12 protein-coding genes are annotated in these 19,594 nt (G+C 58.6%); 7 read left to right on the top strand and 5 right to left on the bottom strand.

Annotated elements, in window-relative coordinates:
* The first annotated feature begins 15 nt into the window (after positions 1-15).
* The 3 genes from L6439_RS26260 (at position 16) to L6439_RS26250 (ending at position 5,800) form a co-directional block, all read left to right on the top strand.
* The gene (locus L6439_RS26260) at positions 16-1,497 is read left to right on the top strand and encodes an ABC transporter substrate-binding protein (protein WP_168179234.1); all 1,482 of its coding nucleotides are present in this window, start codon (positions 16-18) and stop codon (positions 1,495-1,497) included.
* Between the two features lie 276 nt (positions 1,498-1,773).
* Positions 1,774-3,057, top strand: a complete 1,284-nt coding sequence (locus tag L6439_RS26255) for a glycoside hydrolase family 125 protein (RefSeq protein WP_213469849.1) — start codon at positions 1,774-1,776, stop codon at positions 3,055-3,057.
* Between the two features lie 25 nt (positions 3,058-3,082).
* A complete protein-coding gene (locus L6439_RS26250) occupies positions 3,083-5,800 on the top strand; it encodes an alpha-mannosidase (RefSeq protein WP_213469850.1) in 2,718 nt (905 codons plus the stop codon).
* A 490-nt stretch (positions 5,801-6,290) separates the two neighbouring features.
* On the opposite strand, the gene L6439_RS26245 is transcribed toward L6439_RS26250, so the two are convergent.
* The 5 genes from L6439_RS26245 to L6439_RS26225 all read right to left on the bottom strand — a co-directional run bounded on the left by L6439_RS26245 (position 6,291) and on the right by L6439_RS26225 (position 14,176).
* Entirely contained in the window at positions 6,291-7,382 is a 1,092-nt protein-coding gene (locus L6439_RS26245) for a M24 family metallopeptidase (RefSeq protein WP_172879211.1), read from the bottom strand.
* 188 nt (positions 7,383-7,570) lie between these two features.
* A complete protein-coding gene (locus L6439_RS26240; RefSeq protein WP_237096656.1) occupies positions 7,571-10,078 on the bottom strand; it encodes a glycoside hydrolase family 38 N-terminal domain-containing protein in 2,508 nt (835 codons plus the stop codon).
* A 149-nt stretch (positions 10,079-10,227) separates the two neighbouring features.
* Positions 10,228-11,247, bottom strand: coding sequence for an ROK family protein (locus L6439_RS26235; protein WP_213469852.1), 1,020 nt, complete (start codon positions 11,245-11,247; stop codon positions 10,228-10,230).
* A 3-nt stretch (positions 11,248-11,250) separates the two neighbouring features.
* Positions 11,251-13,104, bottom strand: coding sequence for a class I mannose-6-phosphate isomerase (locus L6439_RS26230; RefSeq protein ID WP_213469853.1), 1,854 nt, complete (start codon positions 13,102-13,104; stop codon positions 11,251-11,253).
* Positions 13,105-13,249: 145 nt separating this feature from the next.
* A complete protein-coding gene (locus L6439_RS26225) occupies positions 13,250-14,176 on the bottom strand; it encodes an AraC family transcriptional regulator (RefSeq protein WP_237096655.1) in 927 nt (308 codons plus the stop codon).
* Between the two features lie 323 nt (positions 14,177-14,499).
* Here L6439_RS26225 and L6439_RS26220 point away from each other — a divergent pair, with 323 nt between their 5' ends.
* The 4 genes from L6439_RS26220 to L6439_RS26205 all read left to right on the top strand — a co-directional run bounded on the left by L6439_RS26220 (position 14,500) and on the right by L6439_RS26205 (position 19,520).
* Positions 14,500-15,174, top strand: a complete 675-nt coding sequence (locus tag L6439_RS26220; RefSeq protein WP_213469855.1) for a TorD/DmsD family molecular chaperone — start codon at positions 14,500-14,502, stop codon at positions 15,172-15,174.
* A 243-nt stretch (positions 15,175-15,417) separates the two neighbouring features.
* Complete coding sequence (cls, locus tag L6439_RS26215) at positions 15,418-16,929, top strand: cardiolipin synthase (protein ID WP_168183018.1); 1,512 nt, start codon at positions 15,418-15,420, stop codon at positions 16,927-16,929.
* 276 nt (positions 16,930-17,205) lie between these two features.
* Positions 17,206-18,060, top strand: coding sequence for an ABC transporter ATP-binding protein (locus tag L6439_RS26210; RefSeq protein WP_168183019.1), 855 nt, complete (start codon positions 17,206-17,208; stop codon positions 18,058-18,060).
* Between the two features lie 233 nt (positions 18,061-18,293).
* A complete protein-coding gene (locus L6439_RS26205) occupies positions 18,294-19,520 on the top strand; it encodes an MFS transporter (RefSeq protein ID WP_213469856.1) in 1,227 nt (408 codons plus the stop codon).
* Positions 19,521-19,594: the final 74 nt, after the last annotated feature.

Here is a 19,594-nt window from a genome sequence, read left to right as displayed (position 1 = left end):
AAGGGGAGGAAAAACATGGCTAAGGCAAAAAAATTGTTGCTCATGACCTTCTGTCTTGTCCTGGTCGCTTCGCTGGCATTGGCTGGCTGCGGCAGCAAGAAGGAAGAAGCGGGCGGAAGCGAAGCGGGCACGAGCGAGAAGCCGGTTGAGTTGATCTGGTATTCCATTGGAGCGCCGCAAAAAGATTTGGACAAGGTCATGGAAAAGGTTAGCGAGTACACCAAGGAAAAAATCGGTGTAACCGTAAAAATGAAATTGTTTGATTGGGGCGATTACAACCAAAAGATGGGCGTTATCGCCGCTTCTGGAGAGCCTTTTGATATCGCATTCACTTCTTCGTGGGCTTTTGAATACGTTGCCAATGCGAAGAAAGGCGCATTCTACGAGCTTGATGACTTGATGGATCAATATGGCCAAGACATTAAAAAGCTGGTTCACCCTTCGTTCCTCGAAGGCGCCAAAATCGACGGAAAAACGTATGCGATTCCAGTTAACAAAGAATTGCCTGCGCAAAAGGTATTCCGCTTCAACAAAGGGCTTGTTGACAAATACAACCTGGACATCAACAGCGTGAAGACATTGGAAGATCTGGAGCCGCTGCTTGCGAAGGTCAAAGAGGGCGAGCCAGGATTGTACCCATTGTCCGCGGATAAGCAATTCAAATTCGCCGTTCCTTATGACCTGGTGAACGAGAACCTGCCTTTGGGCGTCGCGCTGACAGACACGAACGATCTCAAAATCGTCAATATTCTCGAACAGCCGGACATGATGAAAGGCTTCGAGACGATGCATGACTACTACAAAAAAGGCTACCTGAAGAAGGATGCCGCGACCGCTTCCGGCGGGGATGAAATGAAAACCGGAAAATGGCTCGTAGATATGCCGGATACGCAGCCGTTCGCCGATAACCTGTGGTCTCAATCTATGGGCTATCCGGTTGAATCGGTTCCTTATACCGAGCCTTACGTCTATAACTGGTCCGTAATGGGCTCCATGCATGCGATCTCCGCGAACAGCCCGCATCCGGAGAAAGCGATGCAATTCCTGAACCTGTTGAACTCCGACCGCTACCTGCGCAACCTGGTGAACAACGGTATCGAAGGCGTGCACTACAAGCGCATCGATGACGAAACGGTTGAGTATTTGCCGGCAAAAACAGAATCGTATGATATGCCAACCTTTACGTTGGGCAACTTCTTCATCTTGGATAAGCTTCCTGCTGACCCAAAAGATAAATGGGAGCAGTTCGCTAAATTCAACGACAATGCCAAAAACGCGCCGCTGCTTGGCTTCCACTTCAATGCAGACAGCGTAAAAACGGAAATGACCGCGCTGACGAACGTCAAAGACGAGTTCTATGCGTCCCTGTTCACTGGCTCGGTAGATCCGAAGGTATACGTACCGAAGGCAATCGAGAAGTTCAAGGCGGCTGGATTGGACAAAGTTCAAGCCGAAATGCAAAAACAATTGGATGAGTGGAAAGCATCCAGAAAATAAGTAACGGCATCGTTCCATTCGCTGGTTGAAGGCAGTCTGCTGCCGGCCAGCAATGAATCGCCGCAACTGTGCAGTCAGGTGGAGCGTAGGCTTCACCTGACTGTCTGCTATTCGCGACATGACGACTGCGAAATAGGTGCGGATGATTGGTTGAATTTTGCACAAGCCTTATATACAATATGATGGACATATCTAATGTACTAAATAAGATAATGGCCGGATACGGCGGCTTACAACAACGACTTTGATCGATGGATGGAGAAGGAGAGAGCTGATATGGAACGCCTACCGCAAGCCGTGCTTCGCGTGATGGAAGAAGCCAAGACCCGATTAGCGGACAACCCGAAATTGCAGCAGTTGTTCTTGAATTGTTTCCCGAACACGCTGCAGACGACAACCAAATTGCATGAAGACGGCACGACGTATGTCTTCACCGGAGACATTCCCGCCATGTGGTTGCGCGACTCCAGCGCCCAGGTGCGCCAGTATATGCCGCTGGCCAAAGAGGATGCGGATATTCGCCGCATCATTGCCGGGCTGGTGCGCAAGCAGTTGAAATATATTCAGATCGACCCGTACGCCAATGCATTCAATGAAGAAGAAATTCCGCTCGATCAGATTCATCACCGGGATCAGACGGAATTGAACGGCTGGGTGTGGGAACGGAAATACGAGATCGATTCGCTGTGTTATCCTATCCAGTTGAGCTATTTGTACTGGAAAGAGACGGGCGATACGTCGCTCTTCGATGGCGAATACAAGACGGTTGCGCATATTATCATGAACCTGTGGACGACGGAGCAGCGCCATTTCGAGCAATCCCCTTACCGATTCTCGCGGATGGACTGCCGCAAGACGGACACGCTCAAGAACAACGGCCGAGGCATGCCGGTCAACTACACGGGCATGACGTGGTCGGGCTTCCGCCCAAGCGACGATGCGTGCACCTTCGGTTACCTGGTTCCTTCGAATATGTTCGCGGTTGTCGTGCTTCGTTATTTGGAGGAGATCGCGACGGCGGTCTACGAGGATGCGCCATTCGCTGCCAAGGCGCGGGCGCTGTGTGAAGAGATTGAAGACGGCATTCGCAATTATGGCATCTTTCATCACCCGAAATACGGAAAAATCTATGCCTATGAAACGGACGGCTTCGGCAACTACAATCTGATGGATGACGCCAACGTGCCGAGCTTGCTGGCCATTCCTTATCTTGGCTATACGACGGAGGACGATCCGATCTATCAGAATACGCGCCGCTTCATCCTGAGCGAGGAGAATCCTTACTACTATTCCGGCAAGGCTGCTCAGGGCATCGGCAGCCCGCATACCCCTGACCAATATATTTGGCATATCGCCTTGTCGATGCAGGGGTTGACTGCCGGATCGCAGGAAGAGATCGACGGTCTGATTCGGCTGTTGACGGCGACGGATGCCGATACCGGTTATATGCATGAAGGATTTCATGTCGACGATCCGGCCCAATTCACACGTGAATGGTTCGCCTGGTCGAACAGCTTGTTCTCTGAGTTAATCTACCGGGAATATTGGTTGAAAGCCTAATCCGATAAGAAGAGAGGGACAGAACATGACGAAAAAAACGGCCCACATCATCTCTCATACGCACTGGGATCGCGAGTGGTATATGCCTTACGAGTATCACCATGCGCTGCTGATCGAATTGATGGACACGCTGCTGGATACGCTCGATAACGACCCGGGCTTCAAGAGCTTCCATCTCGACGGCCAGACCATCATGCTGGAAGATTACCTCCAGGTCCGCCCGGAAATGAAGGACAAGCTGGAGAAATATATCCGCGAAGGCCGCATTCATATCGGTCCATGGTACATTCTGCAGGATGAGTTCCTGACGAGCAGCGAGGCGAACGTGCGCAACCTGCAAATCGGACATCGCGACGCCAACCACTACGGCGGCACCATCTCCAAGATCGGGTATTTCCCCGATTCGTTCGGCAATATGGGCCAGGCGCCGCAGATGCTCAAGCAGGCCAATATCGATGTCGCCGTATTCGGACGCGGCGTGAAGCCGACCGGCTTCAACAACCAGGTATCCGAAGATGCCGCCTACGAGTCTCCATTCTCGGAGATGATCTGGGAATCGCCGGACGGCTCGCGCGTCATCGGCATTCTGTTCGCGAACTGGTACTGCAACGGCATGGAAGTGCCGGTTGACGAGAAGCAAGCGATCGCCTATTGGGAGAAGAATATCGCCAATGCGGAGAAATTCGCTTCCACGCCGCATCTGTTGTTCATGAATGGCTGCGACCACCAGCCGATTCAGACCGATCTGTCCAAGGCGATCGAAGTGGCGAAGAAGCTGTTCCCGGATGTGGACTTCGTACACTCCAATTTCAACTACTATGTGGATGTGCTAAGACAGGAATTGCCCGAGAATCTGCAGACGGTAAAAGGCGAGCTGCGCAGCCAGCGCACCGACGGCTGGTATACGCTGGTCAATACCGCGTCTTCCCGCGTCTATCTCAAGCAGATGAACGCCGAGAACCAGACGCTCCTGGAGAAGGTGGCGGAGCCGCTGGCGGCATTCGCCGACCAGGCGGGCAAACCGTACCCGCATCATCTGTTCGTCTATGCGTGGAAGACATTGATGCAGAACCATCCGCATGACAGCATCTGCGGATGCAGCGTCGATGAAGTGCACCGGGAGATGGTGACGCGCTTCGAGAAGTCGAAGCATATGACCGAGATGATCATTAACGAGACGGTAGACAGCCTTGTGAACCAGATCGATACTTCGGCATACGGCGCCAAGGAAGCCGTGCCGTTCGTCGTCTTCAATACGGCGGGCTACGAGCGCAGCGGCGTCGTCGAAGTGACGCTGGAGCTGAAGCGCCGCTACTTCCGCGAAGGGCATCCGACGAAGCTGGCGCGCGAGCTGAAGCAGGAGCCGATCGTGGCGGGCACCGTCATCGATGCGAACGGCAATGCGGTCGTCTGCGAATGGGAAGACGCCGGCGTCCAGTTCGGCTACGATCTGCCGAAGGATAAGTTCCGCCAGCCTTATGTGGCGCGCTGCGTGAAGGTTCGCCTGCAGGCTAGCAGCATGGCGGCCTTCGCGTATCACACCTTCGCCTGGGTGGCGGGCGGAGAAGCGCCGCAAGCGGCCAGCTTGTTGAACGGGCACAATACGCTCGAGAACGAACATCTGAAGGCGGTCGTCGAAGCGGACGGTTCCTTGACGCTGACCGACAAGGCGACGGGCCATACGTTCAGCGGGCTGAATGTGTACGAAGACAGCGGAGACATCGGCAACGAGTACATGTTCCGCAAGCCGGACGGCGAGGTTCCGCTCACGACGGCAGGTCTGGCGGCCGATATCCGCGTCGTGGAGGACGCTCCATACCGTGCCGTCATCGAAGCGGTTCACCATCGGGAGATTCCGGCTTCCGCCGACGAGAAGCTGCAGGAAGAGATGAATGAGCTGGTAGACTTCCCAAGGCGTACGGCGCAGCGTTCCACAGTCATGGTTCCGTTCCGCCTTGTGACCCGTTACACGCTTGATCGCGGCGCGAAGCGCGTCGAAGTGCAGGTGACGATTCACAACGAAGCGAAGGATCACCGTGTGCGCGCGCTGTTCCCGACCGCTCTGCAGGCCGAGACGCACCAGGCGGAATCCATCTTCGAGGTGGCTCGCCGCAATACGCATCCGGCGCCGGAATGGGAGAATCCGAGCAACGATCAGCATCAGCATACGTTCGTCAGCGTAACCGACGGCCAGCTCGGCTTGACCATCGCCAACAAAGGGCTGTTCGAATATGAAGTGCTGCGTGACGGCCGCAACACGATGGCGGTCACCTTGCTCCGCTCCTCCGGCGAGCTCGGCGACTGGGGCGTCTTCCCGACGCCGGAAGCGCAATGCTTGGGCACGTACACGGCCGAATATGCGATTATTCCGCATGCGGGCGATGTCGTGACCTCCGGCGCGTACAAGGAAGCGCACGCGTTCCAGGTGCCGTGGATTGTCCGCCAGGCCGAGGTGCATGACGGCAAGCTGCCGGCCAACCATGCGTTCCTGGCATGGGAGGGTGAAGGCATCGCGTTCTCCTCGATCAAAATGGCGGAGCAGACCGGCGACATGGTTGGCCGCTGGGTCAACTTCGCGCATGAAGCGAACACGTTGAACGTGACGCTTCCGCAGGCAGGCAGCGGCTTCTACCGCAGCAGCATCATGGAAGTGAAGGGCGAAGACCTCGCTTCCGGCGACAAGCGCAGCGTCAGCGTTGAGCTCGGCGCGGCGGAAATCTTCACGCTCGGCATGAAGAAATAAATGAAACAAGCCCTCCCGAAGCATTGCTTGGGAGGGCTTGTTTTCGCTATAGAGGCTGAACCTTCTGAATCCTGCGTATATGCAGTATTTTTGGCCCTGGCGGGGCGGGAGGCGGCGAAAATCCTGCAAATTTCCTATCCGGTCGGCGACAATCGAAGAACTGCGCGATTGTTCCAGTCAAGCCTATTCGGTAAGCCGAAATCCTGCGCAAATACAGCAATTTGAGATAGACCACTTCACCAGAAAATGAATCCTGCAAAACTACAGCAATTTCACCTGTTTCGCTTCGACTTCGCTCAAGAGGGCCTAAAATGATGCAGCTGTGCAGCATTTTCTCGGAATGTGGACTCATTGAGCCGAAAATCCTGTAAAATAGCAGCAATTCCCGCCACACACACGTTAAGCCCCAGGAGGCTATAATGCCTCCAGAAGGCGATAATGCTTTGAATGCCAAGTTCCTTTTCTTCATCCAGCACCTTTGGAAAAGCCGCTATCCTCCGATGACGGTCAACTCCTTCGGATAGGAGGTGAGCACGCGCACGCCATCCTCCGTGACGATGACGTCATCCTCGATGCGCACGCCCGCCACGTTCGGCACATAGACGCCCGGCTCGATCGTGAAGACCATGCCCGGCTTCAGCACATCCTCGTTCCGGCCGTGCACGGACGGGTACTCGTGCACGTCCAGGCCGAGCCCGTGCCCGAGCCGGTGGGTAAAGTAAGGGCCGTAGCCGCGGTCTTCAATGACCTGCCGCGCCGTGCGATCGAGCGAGCCGAAGGTGACCCCTGGCTTGACGGCCGCAATGGCCGCTTCGTTCGCCGCCAATACGGTATCGTAGATGCGGCGGCTCTCTTCGTTCACTTCGCCGACGGCGAAGGTGCGGGTTATGTCGGAAGCGTATCCGTTCACGTAGACGCCCAGATCGAACAGAAGCAGCTCGCCCTCGCGAATGACGCGATTGCCCGGAACGCCATGCGGCAGCGCGGCTCTCTCGCCGGCCAGCACCATCGTATCGAACGACGGCCGCTCCGCGCCCTTTTTCTTCATCACGTATTCCAGCTCCGCCACGACATCCAGCTCGGTCATGCCCGGACGCACGCGGCTTACGCCTTCCAGCAGCACCGCTTCGATGACCCGGATCGCTTCCAGCAGCCGCTCCACTTCTTCCGACGACTTGATGACGCGCATCTCCTGGAGGATCGGCCCCGCATCGGCATAGCGCTTGGCGTCCAGCGCAGCGGACAGCGCCTCGAACCGGGCGACGGAGATATGATTCTTCTCGAAGGCCAGCTGGTTCATTCCGGCGGGCAGGCAGGGCTTCAACACATCGTAAGGATTGTCTGTGTCTTCATGGGTTACGATATTCTTGACGGAGGAGGCGGATGCCGCCTTGTCCGCATCCAGGGCCGGCACGATGAGCGTCGGCTCGGCATCCCGCTGGATGACGAGGCCGAGAAAGCGCTCATGAGGATCGCAGGCGAAACCGGTCAAGTAGTAGACATGCTTGGGGTCGGTAATGAGCAGAGCGTCATGGCCCTCCTGCTCCATTGCCGTGCGTAATCTGTTCCAGGACTCGTTCATAGCTTTTCATCCTTTCCGTAGTGCGGCAATTCGGTATTCTTCCTTGACCTTATCATAAGTATGGCTTCCCGTGCGAGTACATTTGCACAATCGGCGACCGAGGTCTGCAGATGGCGGGAAAAAGAAGGCAGCAAGGGCAGCCCGAGTGCATCCGGACTGCCCTTGGAGAGCGTTCTGTTCATAGGTGTCTATGTCGATTGCTTCATGCGGGAGACAATGAGTCCGTCATTGAGCGCCTGGAGCTCATGTCCTATGTCTGCTGCGCCGATCGAATCGCCGGCTGCCACCAGGTAGCGGAACTCATAGAATCCGCCGAGCGTTGCCTTGAAGTTCGTCTCCCAGTAGTTCGTCATCAGCCAGGAATACGTCTGCGGCTTCGCGTCCGCTGGCTGCTGGGTATGAACAAGTCGCCGTCCATACTCGATCGGACCCAGCTGTACCAGCGGCGTATCCGGCATGGCCAGCAGGAGAGCGCCGGTCGACTCGTTGACCCAGGCGAGCCCGTGCTGAACGCAAGTATAATCCAGGCACGTTCCCGGCAGCTGATCTGTCCACGGTCGAATCAGCTCGCCCGCCTTGTCGGCATACAGGGTATCTTCGGACGAATCGCCATTCGTGAACGGCAGGGCGACATAGACGTTCTCCGGCTGCCAGACGCTGTCTTTGTGAAGCCGGACGGAGACATCGACCCGGTTCAACGTGGCATAGACCTTCAGAAAGAGGCTGTAATAGCTCATGCCGTCCGCCTTGTACTGCAGCTCCAGAGTGGCGTACAGCGGTCCGTTCTCCAACGCTCTGACCTGGACGAGGCGGCCGGCGGAGCGCCTGACGCCCATCCCTTTGCGGTTGCGGCCCATTCGGCTGCGCACCGACCATACTTGATGGGGACTCGTCGGATCTTCCGCCGGAGTCACTTCGTAGATGGGCGTAAATGCTCCGTACGGAGAATCAGGATTCAGCAGCTCTTGTCCGGTCAACCGATTGCGCCACGACGCGATGCCCCGATCCTCCTGCCATTCGATGCGGCAAAATGGCGATTCAACGCCATGCTCCGTCATCGAAATCGGCCCATGCCCAGGCGCGTCCGGGCGCATGTCTTCCATATCATACACGCGGTCGCTCCCGATCAACCGGGTGCTGGACGTCATGACTCCGGCAGCCGTACCCTTTTCCGTCCGGGGTTGAATCCGAAGAAGGCAAGCCTCTTCGGCTTCCAATGCGACCTCCACGACGATGGCCTGCGGATGCGGCTGCTGCCAAGCCAGCTTCTGTTCGGTCGCTTCACAGATGACATCGAATCCGTTGGCGAGCAGGGCGGGCTCCCATCCGTCCAGCGGCAAGGTCACCAGCTGCATCGATGCGACGGGTGCCGGGTTGACGATGCGGTAGCGAAGCGGCCGTTCCGGGAAGAGCGTGGCCGCACCCTGGGCGCTGAGCACTTTATCCAGAGCTTGATAAGCGCAGCGGCTTGCCTCCGCGGCATAAGCAAGCTTCCGTACCTCCAGCAGCTGCACGTTCGGATGCCATGGCTCGGCTATGGAGGAGTGATACCCCCACGTATGCTCCGCATACATCACCAAAGGCTGCAGGGCTGCGTCCCTATCCGCTTCCGTGAGCACGCTCCGGTCCGGATCAAGCTGCTCCGCTTGTCGCAGCACGCGCTGGGCATCCCGGAAAATTTGCGTATGCATGGCGGTGGATGCGACGCCGTCCGACCACCAGTCGGGCCAATCCCCGCGATGGACGGGCAGCTGGCTTATATCCTCGCGTTTGAGGCGGGCGAAAAAGTCGTGCAAGCTGGTCATCTCGATCCGGATTGATTCCCCGTATTGTTCGTTCCATTGACGGATGAACTCCATGATTCGTCCGTTCGGCGCTCCGTTGTCCGTGCCAAGACCGGACAGCATGACCGGGACGAAGTCGAACGGATAGCCCTCCTCTTCCAGCTTGCATACATAACGATGGAGACGGATGCGGGCGATATCATCATGCTGCTCGTCAATGAGCCGGTGATCGAATTCGTCCCGGATGATATATTTGCCGAGCGCGCCCGGGCACAGGCCGAGCTCGTTGCCGAACATATAGTGCTCCCCGTTCCAGACGAGCAGCCGTTCTCCCGAGGAAGCTTCCCACCAGAAGGGCGTCTGCTTGCGGCCCAGCGGGAACATGCCGTGGTGGGTATGGACGCAACTGAACAGATGCTTGATGCCGTTCTCAAGCAGGCTTCGGGCGTAGCCCCAGCCGTAGCCGTTAATATCCGCGGTCATGGCAGAATCAACGGCATGGCCGATGGAAGCCGCATAGGAAGGGGCTTTGCCATGAATATGGCGCAGCAGCGAATAGTCGGGCAGCTCCGTCATATTCAAGTAGGTCCCGGAGAGCTCGATATGGCCGCTGCGCACCGCTTCCGCGAACTGCTCCCGCTCTTCCGGCGCGGCGCTCTCCAGGAACCGCTCAACGGCCCAGAACGTCTCGCATGTCCAGCGGAAGCCGTCATATTCCGGGCGGCTGCCATCCTTGGCCTGGGCAATGATGCGAAGCGCTTGGCGGATAAAATCGACGTGATACTGTTCAATTTTCTCTTGTCGGTCCGTATACCCGATATCGGTATGCGAATGATGGATGGCGCAGATGGTCCATGCCCGCTTCGGCGCCGGCGTGTCTGCCTGTTGAATCTGTCGGCTCAAATTTATCATCCTTTCCCGGTGGTCTAAAACTTTGTCCGTTGACTGGTTCGCAGCATGGACCGCATCTGGAGCGAAGCGGCCCCCTCGGAGCAAGTGCTCGGCGCATGCAGCCGCAGCGGGCCTGCCGCTGTATAGTCACGGCGTTAGCAGGTAACGTCTTACGTCTTGCTCCTTGTTCCGTCGAATAAAGCGTCAATGCCTTCATACGTATGCTCCATCACGCGATCGCTCGTCTCCGCGAAGCCGCCGACGCTTCGCAACAGCGCTTCCAGCGGCTCGAGGAACAAGCTGGCGCTCTTCGCGATCTGGCCGCCGAGGATGAGGCGGCGGGGACGGAAGGCCGGGACATACGGCTCGAGGAACTCGCTGAGCCGCCTTCCGTATGCCGCGAAGACCGCGGCCGCTCCGGGATCGCCGCTATACGCGGCCGCGGCGAGATCATGCACGTCGCCGCCAGCAGCGCCCGCGCCAAGCTCGTCGGCGAGCCGCAAAATGCCGCGGCGGCCGAATTGGCCGTCCGCAGGCTGTCCGCGGTACGGTTCCGCGTACAGCAGGCCGCCTGGCGGCACGCCGTCCCGGCCCGCGAAGGGCTGCCCGGCCTCGATGAAGGCCGATCCGAGGCCGGTGCCGAGCGTCAAGCACAGCAAGCGTTCGCCCGGATAGCGGCGGCCGAGCCCGAGCGCGAACAGCAGCGCATCGTTCGCGAAGCGGATGTCCGCCCGGGCGAGTTCAGCCGCGTGCGGAATCCCGCGCATGGCCTGGCGGGCGAACTCGGCCCACAGCGCCACGCGCACGTTCACGCCGTAGAGGCGCTCGTACTTGCCGAGGCCCTGCAGGCGCGCGACGCCGGCGGCATAGTCGAACGGGCCGGGGAAGGCGAAGCCGATGCGCAGCGGCGCTCCGGCTGCGGGGGCTTCCGGCCCGGCGGCCGTATAGGCCGCATAGGCGGCCAGCAGCTCGCCGCAGGCTGCGGCGAAGCCGGCCACGATGGCGTCCGGCTCGCCGTCGGCACGAGACGGCCACTGGCCGGCCAGGCCGGGCACGAGGCGCCCGCCGGCGACGACCGCCCCCTTCAGGGCCGTCCCGCCGGCATCGAGCGCCAGCGTGACCGCCTTCGGCGGCGCGGCAGCGCCCCGCCCGGGGCTGCGGCGGCCTTCCGGCCGCTCCGGGGCGCCCACGGCCTACGCCTCCGCGCCGGCCGGCCAGCCGTGCGGCAGCAGCGGCGTCTGCCAATGGGACGCCACGCCCGCCTTCACGAGCTTGCATAGCGCGCTCCCGGCGTTCTCCAGCCGGTAGGCGCCGACGCTGGCCGGCACGATATAGCTTTCGGCGTAGCCGAATTCCACCGCCTTCGAGGGATCGGCCAGCGGCACGAGGCGCACCCGTTCGCCCTCGACCAGGTTAACCATGACGAACTCGCCGTTCGTGTCGTCCTCCCAGCGGTCAATCAGATGAACCCGCTTCACGCTGAACAGCACGTCCTCATGCTCGCCGAGCAGATATTCCTCGTTCCCGCCTTGGCGCCCGATGAGCAGCGGCTCCGGGATGAGCCGGTGCCGGACCTCCTCTTCCGTCAAGCCGGCATTGATGTTCCGCGCGGCATGATCGATATTGATCGGACGCGGCTTCCCGTCCAGATCCTGGCGCAAATAATCATAGATTTTGAAGGTGAACCACCAGGTCGTCGACGAGATTTCGAGCACGAGATTGTCTTTGCCCGAGCAGTGAACCGTTCCCGGCGGGATAAGATACAGCGCGCCCTTCGCCGAATCGTATTCCTTGACGTACGATTCGAAGGGCAGCGGCACGCCCGTGTCCTGAGCCTCGCGCACCGCGCCGAGGAACTGCTTCGGCGTCGTGCCGTCGGTCAAGCCCAGATAGACTTTGGCATCGTTCCGGCGCTCCATAATGTAGTATGATTCCTGCTGCGTCATCCGCTCGTTGAACACGCCTTCGATATACGCCTGCTTCGGATGGACCTGGCAGGACAGATGGCTGCCGCCGATCGTATCCAGATAGTCGAACCGGACCGGGAAATAGTCCCCGAACAGCCCGACGATGCGATCGCCCATGACAGCCTGATGCTCATACCCGAGCAGCAGCGTGAACGGCACCTCGATCGTCTCGTCCCGGTATTCCAGCAGCAGCGTGTTCTCGGGGGCGATCGGCTCGAAGCTCCAGGCGCAGTTGACCCATTCCGGAGGCAGATCGCACAGCTCCTTCAAATACTGTCCGCCCCATACGCCCGGCGCGAAGAACGGCTTGACGCGGAACGGCTGTCCCGCCGCTTCCGCCGCCATTCTTCGCAAGGCTGCGACCGTCGTGATGACCGGCTTCGCGGGCCGGTTCAGATCGACATAATAGTCGAAGCGGCCGAGATGCTGCTTCCGGTACGTCTCCCAGGCCGGCCACTCGAGGAAGAGGCAAATTTTATACTTCTCCGTATGATCGCGGTTCCAGGAGAAGCCGAGATTGCGCAGTGACCGGCGGTGCTCCCGCTGTTGGTATTCCCGGGATACGTCGCAATAGAACGACAGCCCGATCCGATCGCCGCCGAGCCACAGCGCGCCGGGGCCGCATATCAGGACCACCTGCCTGGCCCCCGGCTTCGCGGCGGTATCCTGCTTCGCCTCGGCTGCCCAGCATGCGGCAGCGTCTGAGCGGAAATAATCGGTGAACGCCACGTCGCTGGCCATATAGCCGAAGGCGCGATTGTCCGTAATATAGCGGTCGAAGCGGCGGCGCAGCTCGCTGCCGCCGTATAAATAATCTTCCGTGGAATAGACATGAGCCCGAATCTGCTCCTGTTCCAGCCGGTCCGTCAGCCGGGAGGCGACGGCTTGCACATTCGCGCCATGCGTTGCATCAAGCGCAACGTACAGAACATCCTTCCTTCCGGCATGGCATGCGGCCAGAACCGCGTCCGCGATCCGGTCCATTCCCGTCTCCAGTCCGGATGGGAGCCAGTCCAGGGGGCGGTGCCCCCCGCTGGGAATATCCGCATGAATCCGGTTGCGTGGAAGCTTGTCGAACATCAAAAAGCCCTCCGTTCCCTCTACACATTTGAGCCGTGAACTCTCGGACAGAACAGGTCTGCCCGGCTCAAGCCCATTGTAGAAAAAGTCAGGGGGGCTGTATTTGGACAATGCAGCTTTATTTTTGTACAGAACGGACATGGCCTCAACGCATCGGCCCGGAACGTCCTTCGGCGAAGCCGGAACGGCGGAAGCGCGCCGGGGAGACGCCCAGCTTGCGGGTAAAGACGCGCGTGAAGTAATGGACGGACTCGAAGCCGCACCGCTCGGCGATATCCTTGATCGCGGTATCGGAGGAGAGGAGCAGGTTCTTGGCCAGCCGGATGCGCCGCTCCTGCACATAGTGGACGAAGGTCTGCCCGCTCTCCTGCATGAAAAGCCGCGACAGATGGCGCGGGGAAATATGCAGATGCTGGGCGACGATATCCAGGGTCAGCGGAGCATTCAGATTGTCTTCGAGATAGAGCCGGGCGCGCCGGAACAGCTCGTTGCCCGGCTGCGGGGCTTCTCCCTCCAGCGCCGGGACGGCCGGCAGGCCGGAGGCATCCGGCATGAACAGCGGCAGCATCGAGGACAGGAGCGCATGAGCGGTGGCCCGCAGCATATCTGGCGGATACAGAAGCTGCCCGCCCTCGGACAGTGCGAGGAGCGTCTCCCACAGCTTGGCTGCGGGGGCGGAGGACGCATCCGCGAGGCAGGGCACGGCATCCTCGGCCAGGCGCCGGAAGGCCTGGACATAGTCGTCCTGCGTCTCGCCCTCCTCGATGTCGAAGGCGACGAACAGGAGCGCCATGCCCGCCGCGCTGCGGATCTGGTGCCAGACGCCCGGCCGCGAGCAGATAGCGCTGCCGGCGCGAAGTATGTAATCCTGCCCGTCATCGGTATATTCCCCTTCCCCCTCCATCACATAGCACATTTCAAAAAAGGAATGGCGGTGCACCGAGTTGTTATAGTGCTTCGGCATGAAACCCCAGTAATGCACGCGGAACCCGGCCGGCCCGGCATGGAGGGAGGTCGCGTGGACGTTCAGCAGCGCGTTCGCTTTTTTGAAGGCGGATAGCAAAGGCATCATCGACACTCCTCGATTTATTCGTTCATGGCTTGCTGTGTCTTATTGTACACTGGGCGAGGCCGTCCTTCATCCGGAAGGGCCGGATTCCAGTTTTTACATGTAGGCGTGATGACCTGAATCTGGTAAAATTGATAGCCGTGTGATCGAACGGAAGTTTGTCCAATCGGTGACGCAAATCATGGAGTTTCCCGCTGTTCACAGAAGATTCACATAGAGCGCTTTCAAGCGCGGGAATGTTTGTGTTTTGTCACAGCTTTCCAAATCCGGATATGGGACAATATGGTTGAGCAAGGGAATTCATCATCATATGGAGGGGACGGACAATGTTGTTAGCGGCAGATCGACCGGCACAGTGGAATGAAGAGACCGTTGAACGGCTGGAGACGCGGATGGCGGCATATCAATTGCTGGCCGACTTCCTGGCTCACATGCCGACGCTCGATGTCTTGATGTCATGGCGCAATCATGAAGGGATGAAGCGGTTATGCCGCCATTCCGAGGCTGCCCGCGACCTGTGCGCGTTGTTGGATAATTTGTCGGTAAGCGAATTGTACGCCGTATTCTCTTCCTTGCGCGATGAATATTACCGCTTATTCGGAAGCTCGGGACAGCTTCCTGTCACGCCTTGCGAGACGATGTACCGGGCCAACGAACAGAAGTTGCCAAAGAGCTACGCTCAGATTGTGCGGCAGCATTACGCCGAATTCAGCCTTTACTTCAAGAAGATGAACGGCGAGCCGGACGATCATATCGCCATCGAGCTGGAATTCATGGCCGTCCTGATTGGCAAAATGCTCGGCAATGTCATGACCGAAGAGCGTTACCACCGTTATATGGACGGACAGCGGCGCTTCGTGCTGGACCATTTGACGCGCTGGGCTCCGCGCTTCGGCGAAGACTTGGCGCGGCATGCGGATCATCCGCTCTACCGCGCGATCGGGCGGCTGCTGGTGGAATTCATGGCCAGCGAAGAGGAGCGGGCCGGGCAGGCGGCGTAAGCGGCGTCGCGCAGGGTGCACCGCCACAGATAACAGAGCATCGGTCAAGGAATCGATTCGGATACACAAGACCTTTCTGCGGAAGGGTCTTTTTTTATATGATTTTCGGAGCGGCCATCCCCGTATTCAAGGAAGCGCTTGTCGAATATAATAGGAAAAAGAAGAAATGGCGGCTATGCCGTACCTTGTGTTTTAAAATACACGGAAAGAGAGCGCCGTTATGGCGTGAATGGGGGCCTCGTCATGAGAAGAGCGCTGCAAGTCGGTCTATTTCTTATCTTGTTACTCGCTTTCGGTTATTACGTAAATGGCACGATCGGCCATAGCATCACGACGGCGCTGAGCATTATGACGACGCTCGCGGTCGTTACGCTGGGCATCATTATTTTTATGGAGAACCGGAATCCTTCCAGCACAGTCGCCTGGATCTTGGTGTTGGCGATGGTGCCTGTCGTCGGCTTCATCTTTTATCTCGTGTTCGGCCAAAATTACCGCAAGCGCCGCCGGTACACCCGAAAGGCGCAGCAGGACAAGCATACCTATACTTTCGTTGAGAATGAGCCGAAGGAGCTCCGGGAACAGGCGCTCGCTGCCATGACGCCGGATCAGCGCCACTTGCTGCGCCTGACCAGCCGCATCAGCAAGAGCCCGATTACGTTGGCGTCCGATACGCGCATCCTGAACAATGGCGAAGAAACGTTCGGCGCATTGCTGGCGGAGTTGAATCAGGCCAAGCATCATATTCATATGGAGTATTATATTTACCGCGATGACGACATCGGAAGCCGCATTGCCCAGATTTTGATGGACAAGGCCCGGGCCGGCGTCGAAGTCAGGTTCATGATCGATGCGGTCGGCAGCATGCACCTCTCCAAAGCCTTCCTGCAGGAGCTCCGAAACGCCGGGGTGCGGGTGGCTGTGTTCGGCAATGTGAAGTTCCCGATCTTCTCCAATCGGGTTAACTACCGGAACCACCGCAAAATCGTGGTCGTCGACGGCAATGTCGCGTTTATCGGCGGCCTCAATGTCGGGGACGAATATTTGAGCCGCAGCAAGACGTACGGCTTCTGGCGGGATACGCACATGATCGTGCGGGGGGAGGCGGTGCAGACGCTGCAGATCATTTTCCTGCAGGACTGGGCCCATACGAGCGGCGAGACGCTCTATGGAGCGGAATATCTTCAGCCTGAGCCGGTGGAGGCGACCGCGGGCGCGGTGCAGATGATCGCGAGCGGGCCGCATCAGGAATTCAAGACGATGAAAAATCTGTTCTTCGCCATGCTGACCTCGGCCCGGCGCTCGATCTGGATCGCGACGCCGTATTTCATTCCGGACGAAGACATTTTTACCGCGCTGCGGGTAGCGGCTTTGAGCGGCATCGAGGTGAAGCTGCTTTTCCCGGGCAAGCCGGATAAATGGCTGCCTTTTCTCGCTTCCCATTCCTATTTCCTGGGCCTGCTGGAGGCCGGCGTTCAAATCTATGAATACGAAAAGGGCTTTCTTCATTCGAAGCTCATCATCGTGGACGGGGAAGTGGCGACGATTGGCACCGCGAATATGGATATGCGCAGCTTCCACCTTAACTTCGAGGTGAATGCGCTGCTGATCCGGACGGAGAGCGTGGAACAGCTGATCCGGGAGTTTCAGCAGGATTTGGAATCGGCCGTGCAAATATCCGATGAACAATTTGCCAACAAAAAAGTTGTTACCCGCTTTCTGGAGTCGGCGGCCCGCTTGTTCTCGCCGCTGCTGTAGGCCGATACGGGACCCAGCCGGTCTGGAACCCCACCGTTCCCTCGGCACCCGGAGAGCGGGAGGTCTGGAACAAGAGCCCGGGCTGCGTTGCGGGGTCCGGCTCCGCCTGCCGCGGCCGGCTGCGGCGGCAGCCCGCCCGGCGATTGACTAGCTCCGCCGAATGTGGCATCATGTAGCTAGTTATATTTGAGAACGATTTTCATTATTATAGATTCTGCCTGATTGTCATGCCGAACGGCAGACGCATGCGTTACGAGAACGGGGGAGGGGAAGAGCATGTCCATGATTCAGACGAAGTCGTTGACACTGGCCTATGGTGACGTGCCGATTATCGACAATCTCACACTGAGCATTCCCGAGGGGCAGATCACGGTACTGATTGGGAGCAACGGGTGCGGCAAGTCGACCCTGCTCCGCTCGTTGGCCCGGCTGCTCAAGCCCGAGCAAGGTTCCGTCCTGCTCGACGGCAAGGATATCCACCGGTCCGGCACGAAGGCGGTCGCCCGCAAGCTGGCGATGCTCCCGCAGGGGCCGACGGCGCCGGAAGGCTTGACGGTGCTGCAATTGGTGAAGCAGGGGCGCTACCCGCACCAATCGTGGCTGAAGCAGTGGTCGGATGAGGATGAGCGGCTGGTCCGCCACGCCATGCAGGTGACGGGCGTGGAGAGCCTCGCCGATCGGCCGGTCGATTCCTTGTCGGGGGGACAGCGGCAGCGGGCCTGGATCGCGATGACGCTCGCCCAGAATACGGACGTGATTCTGTTGGACGAACCGACAACCTATCTCGATATGAGCCACCAGATCGAAATTCTCGATTTGCTGTATGAGCTGAACCAGACGGAAGGACGCACCATCGTCATGGTCCTGCACGACTTGAACCTCGCTTGCCGTTATGCCCACCATATTATCGCCGTCCGGGACAAGGGCGTATATGCCCAAGGGGCCCCGGAGGATGTGCTTACGCCGCAGATGGTCAGGGACGTGTTCTGCATGGATTGCATCATCTGCGATGATCCTTTGTTCGGCACGCCGATGTGCGTTCCGCGCGGCAAGGGACGCGTGTGCGGCGATCGGTGCGAACGGAAGGACGAATGCCAGGCGAATAATCTGCTCGCCACGCATGCCGGATAGCCGTCCGGGACTCGCTCTCGGCCGGGTTCGGCATGGGGGGACGGGACAGATGCCACAATAGGTCATCGGCAAGGAATGCCGCTGGCCTTTTGGGCTTGACGTGAAAAGCCGAAACGGACGGCCGCCGGACGCGGCAGGGATGCGGCGCCGGACGGCGTGGTAACCCATTCCCTGCCGCGGGCGGGAACATGGTATGATTAGTCCATCTGGACATAGAATTGGAGAGGATTCGGATGTGGGCGAATCGGAATGTATGGATTGTGCTCTGCGGCGAGTTCGTGGCCGGCCTTGGCCTTTGGACTTCCATTATTGCCAATCTGGAATTTATGCAGCATCAGGTGCCTTCGGATTTCATGAAATCGGTTATTCTGTTCATCGGCTTGCTCGCGGGCGTCCTGATCGGCCCCTACGCCGGAAAAGTCATCGATTCGTCCCGCAAGAAGCTGGTGCTGATCTACGCCGGTCTCGGGCGAATGATAGGCGTCTGCTTCATGTTTATTGCCCTGGCGGCCGATTCCGTATTATGGATGGTGTTGTTCAATATTACGCTGCAAATATCGGCCGCATTCTATTTCCCTGCGCTTCAATCCGTAATTCCGCGCATCGTCGCCGACAAAGACTTGTTGACCTTGAACGGCGTACATATGAATGCGTCCACCATCGCCCGAATTATCGGGACTGTGCTGGCCGGCATAATGCTGACCGCGATGAGCCTGGCGTCGCTCTATGCGGCTTCCCTGGCCGGCTATGCGCTGCTGCTTATATCGACCTTCTTCCTTGACGTGAAGGAGGATTTGCCCTCTGGCAAGGCGGCCTCCCCGGGGAAGAAGAAGGGCGGTGGCTTCAAGGAGATCGTGCCGATGCTCAAGCGAATGCCGATCGCGGTCATGGCGCTTGGGCTGTCGTTCATCCCGGGCTTGTTCATCGGCGGCTTCAATCTGATGGTCATCAACATCAGCGAGATCCATCATGACACCCAGATCAAAGGTTGGCTGTATGCGGTCGAAGGAATCAGCTTCATCGCGGCCGCCTTTTTCGTGAAGCGCATCTCCGCCAGGGGCGGACTGATCAAGCTGCTGTGTCTGTTCGCACTCCTGAGCGCGCTGGGACATTCGCTTTTGTTCTTTGCCGATATTCGCGGGATGGCGCTGTTCGGTTTCGGTTTGTTCGGTCTCGCGGCGGGCTTCTTCTTCCCGTTGCTGTCGACATATTTTCAGAAGACGATCCCGAAGGAATACCACGGGCGCTTCTTCTCGTTCCGCACGATGCTGGACCGGGTCATGTTCCAGGTGGTGTTGCTGGCGACGGGCCTCATGCTCGATACAATCGGGCTTTCTTATATGGTCCTCGTATTTGGCGGATTGTCGGTCTTGTTTACCGCCTACGCTTACGCCCGGTCTTCCCGCATGCCGGAGCGGCCGCTGGAAGCGGTCCCGGAACCGGGGAGTCCTTCGATGTAAGCTGCGGGCTGCGGGCGGCCTGGCCAGGCCGCCCGCGAACGAGGCCGGAAAGAGGAATCGGACTGCTTTTGTTC

This window comes from Paenibacillus dendritiformis, assembly GCF_021654795.1.
Lineage (GTDB): Bacteria > Bacillota > Bacilli > Paenibacillales > Paenibacillaceae > Paenibacillus_B.
Note: the sequence above shows the minus strand (reverse complement) of the source record. Positions and strands in the feature narration are given on the sequence as shown.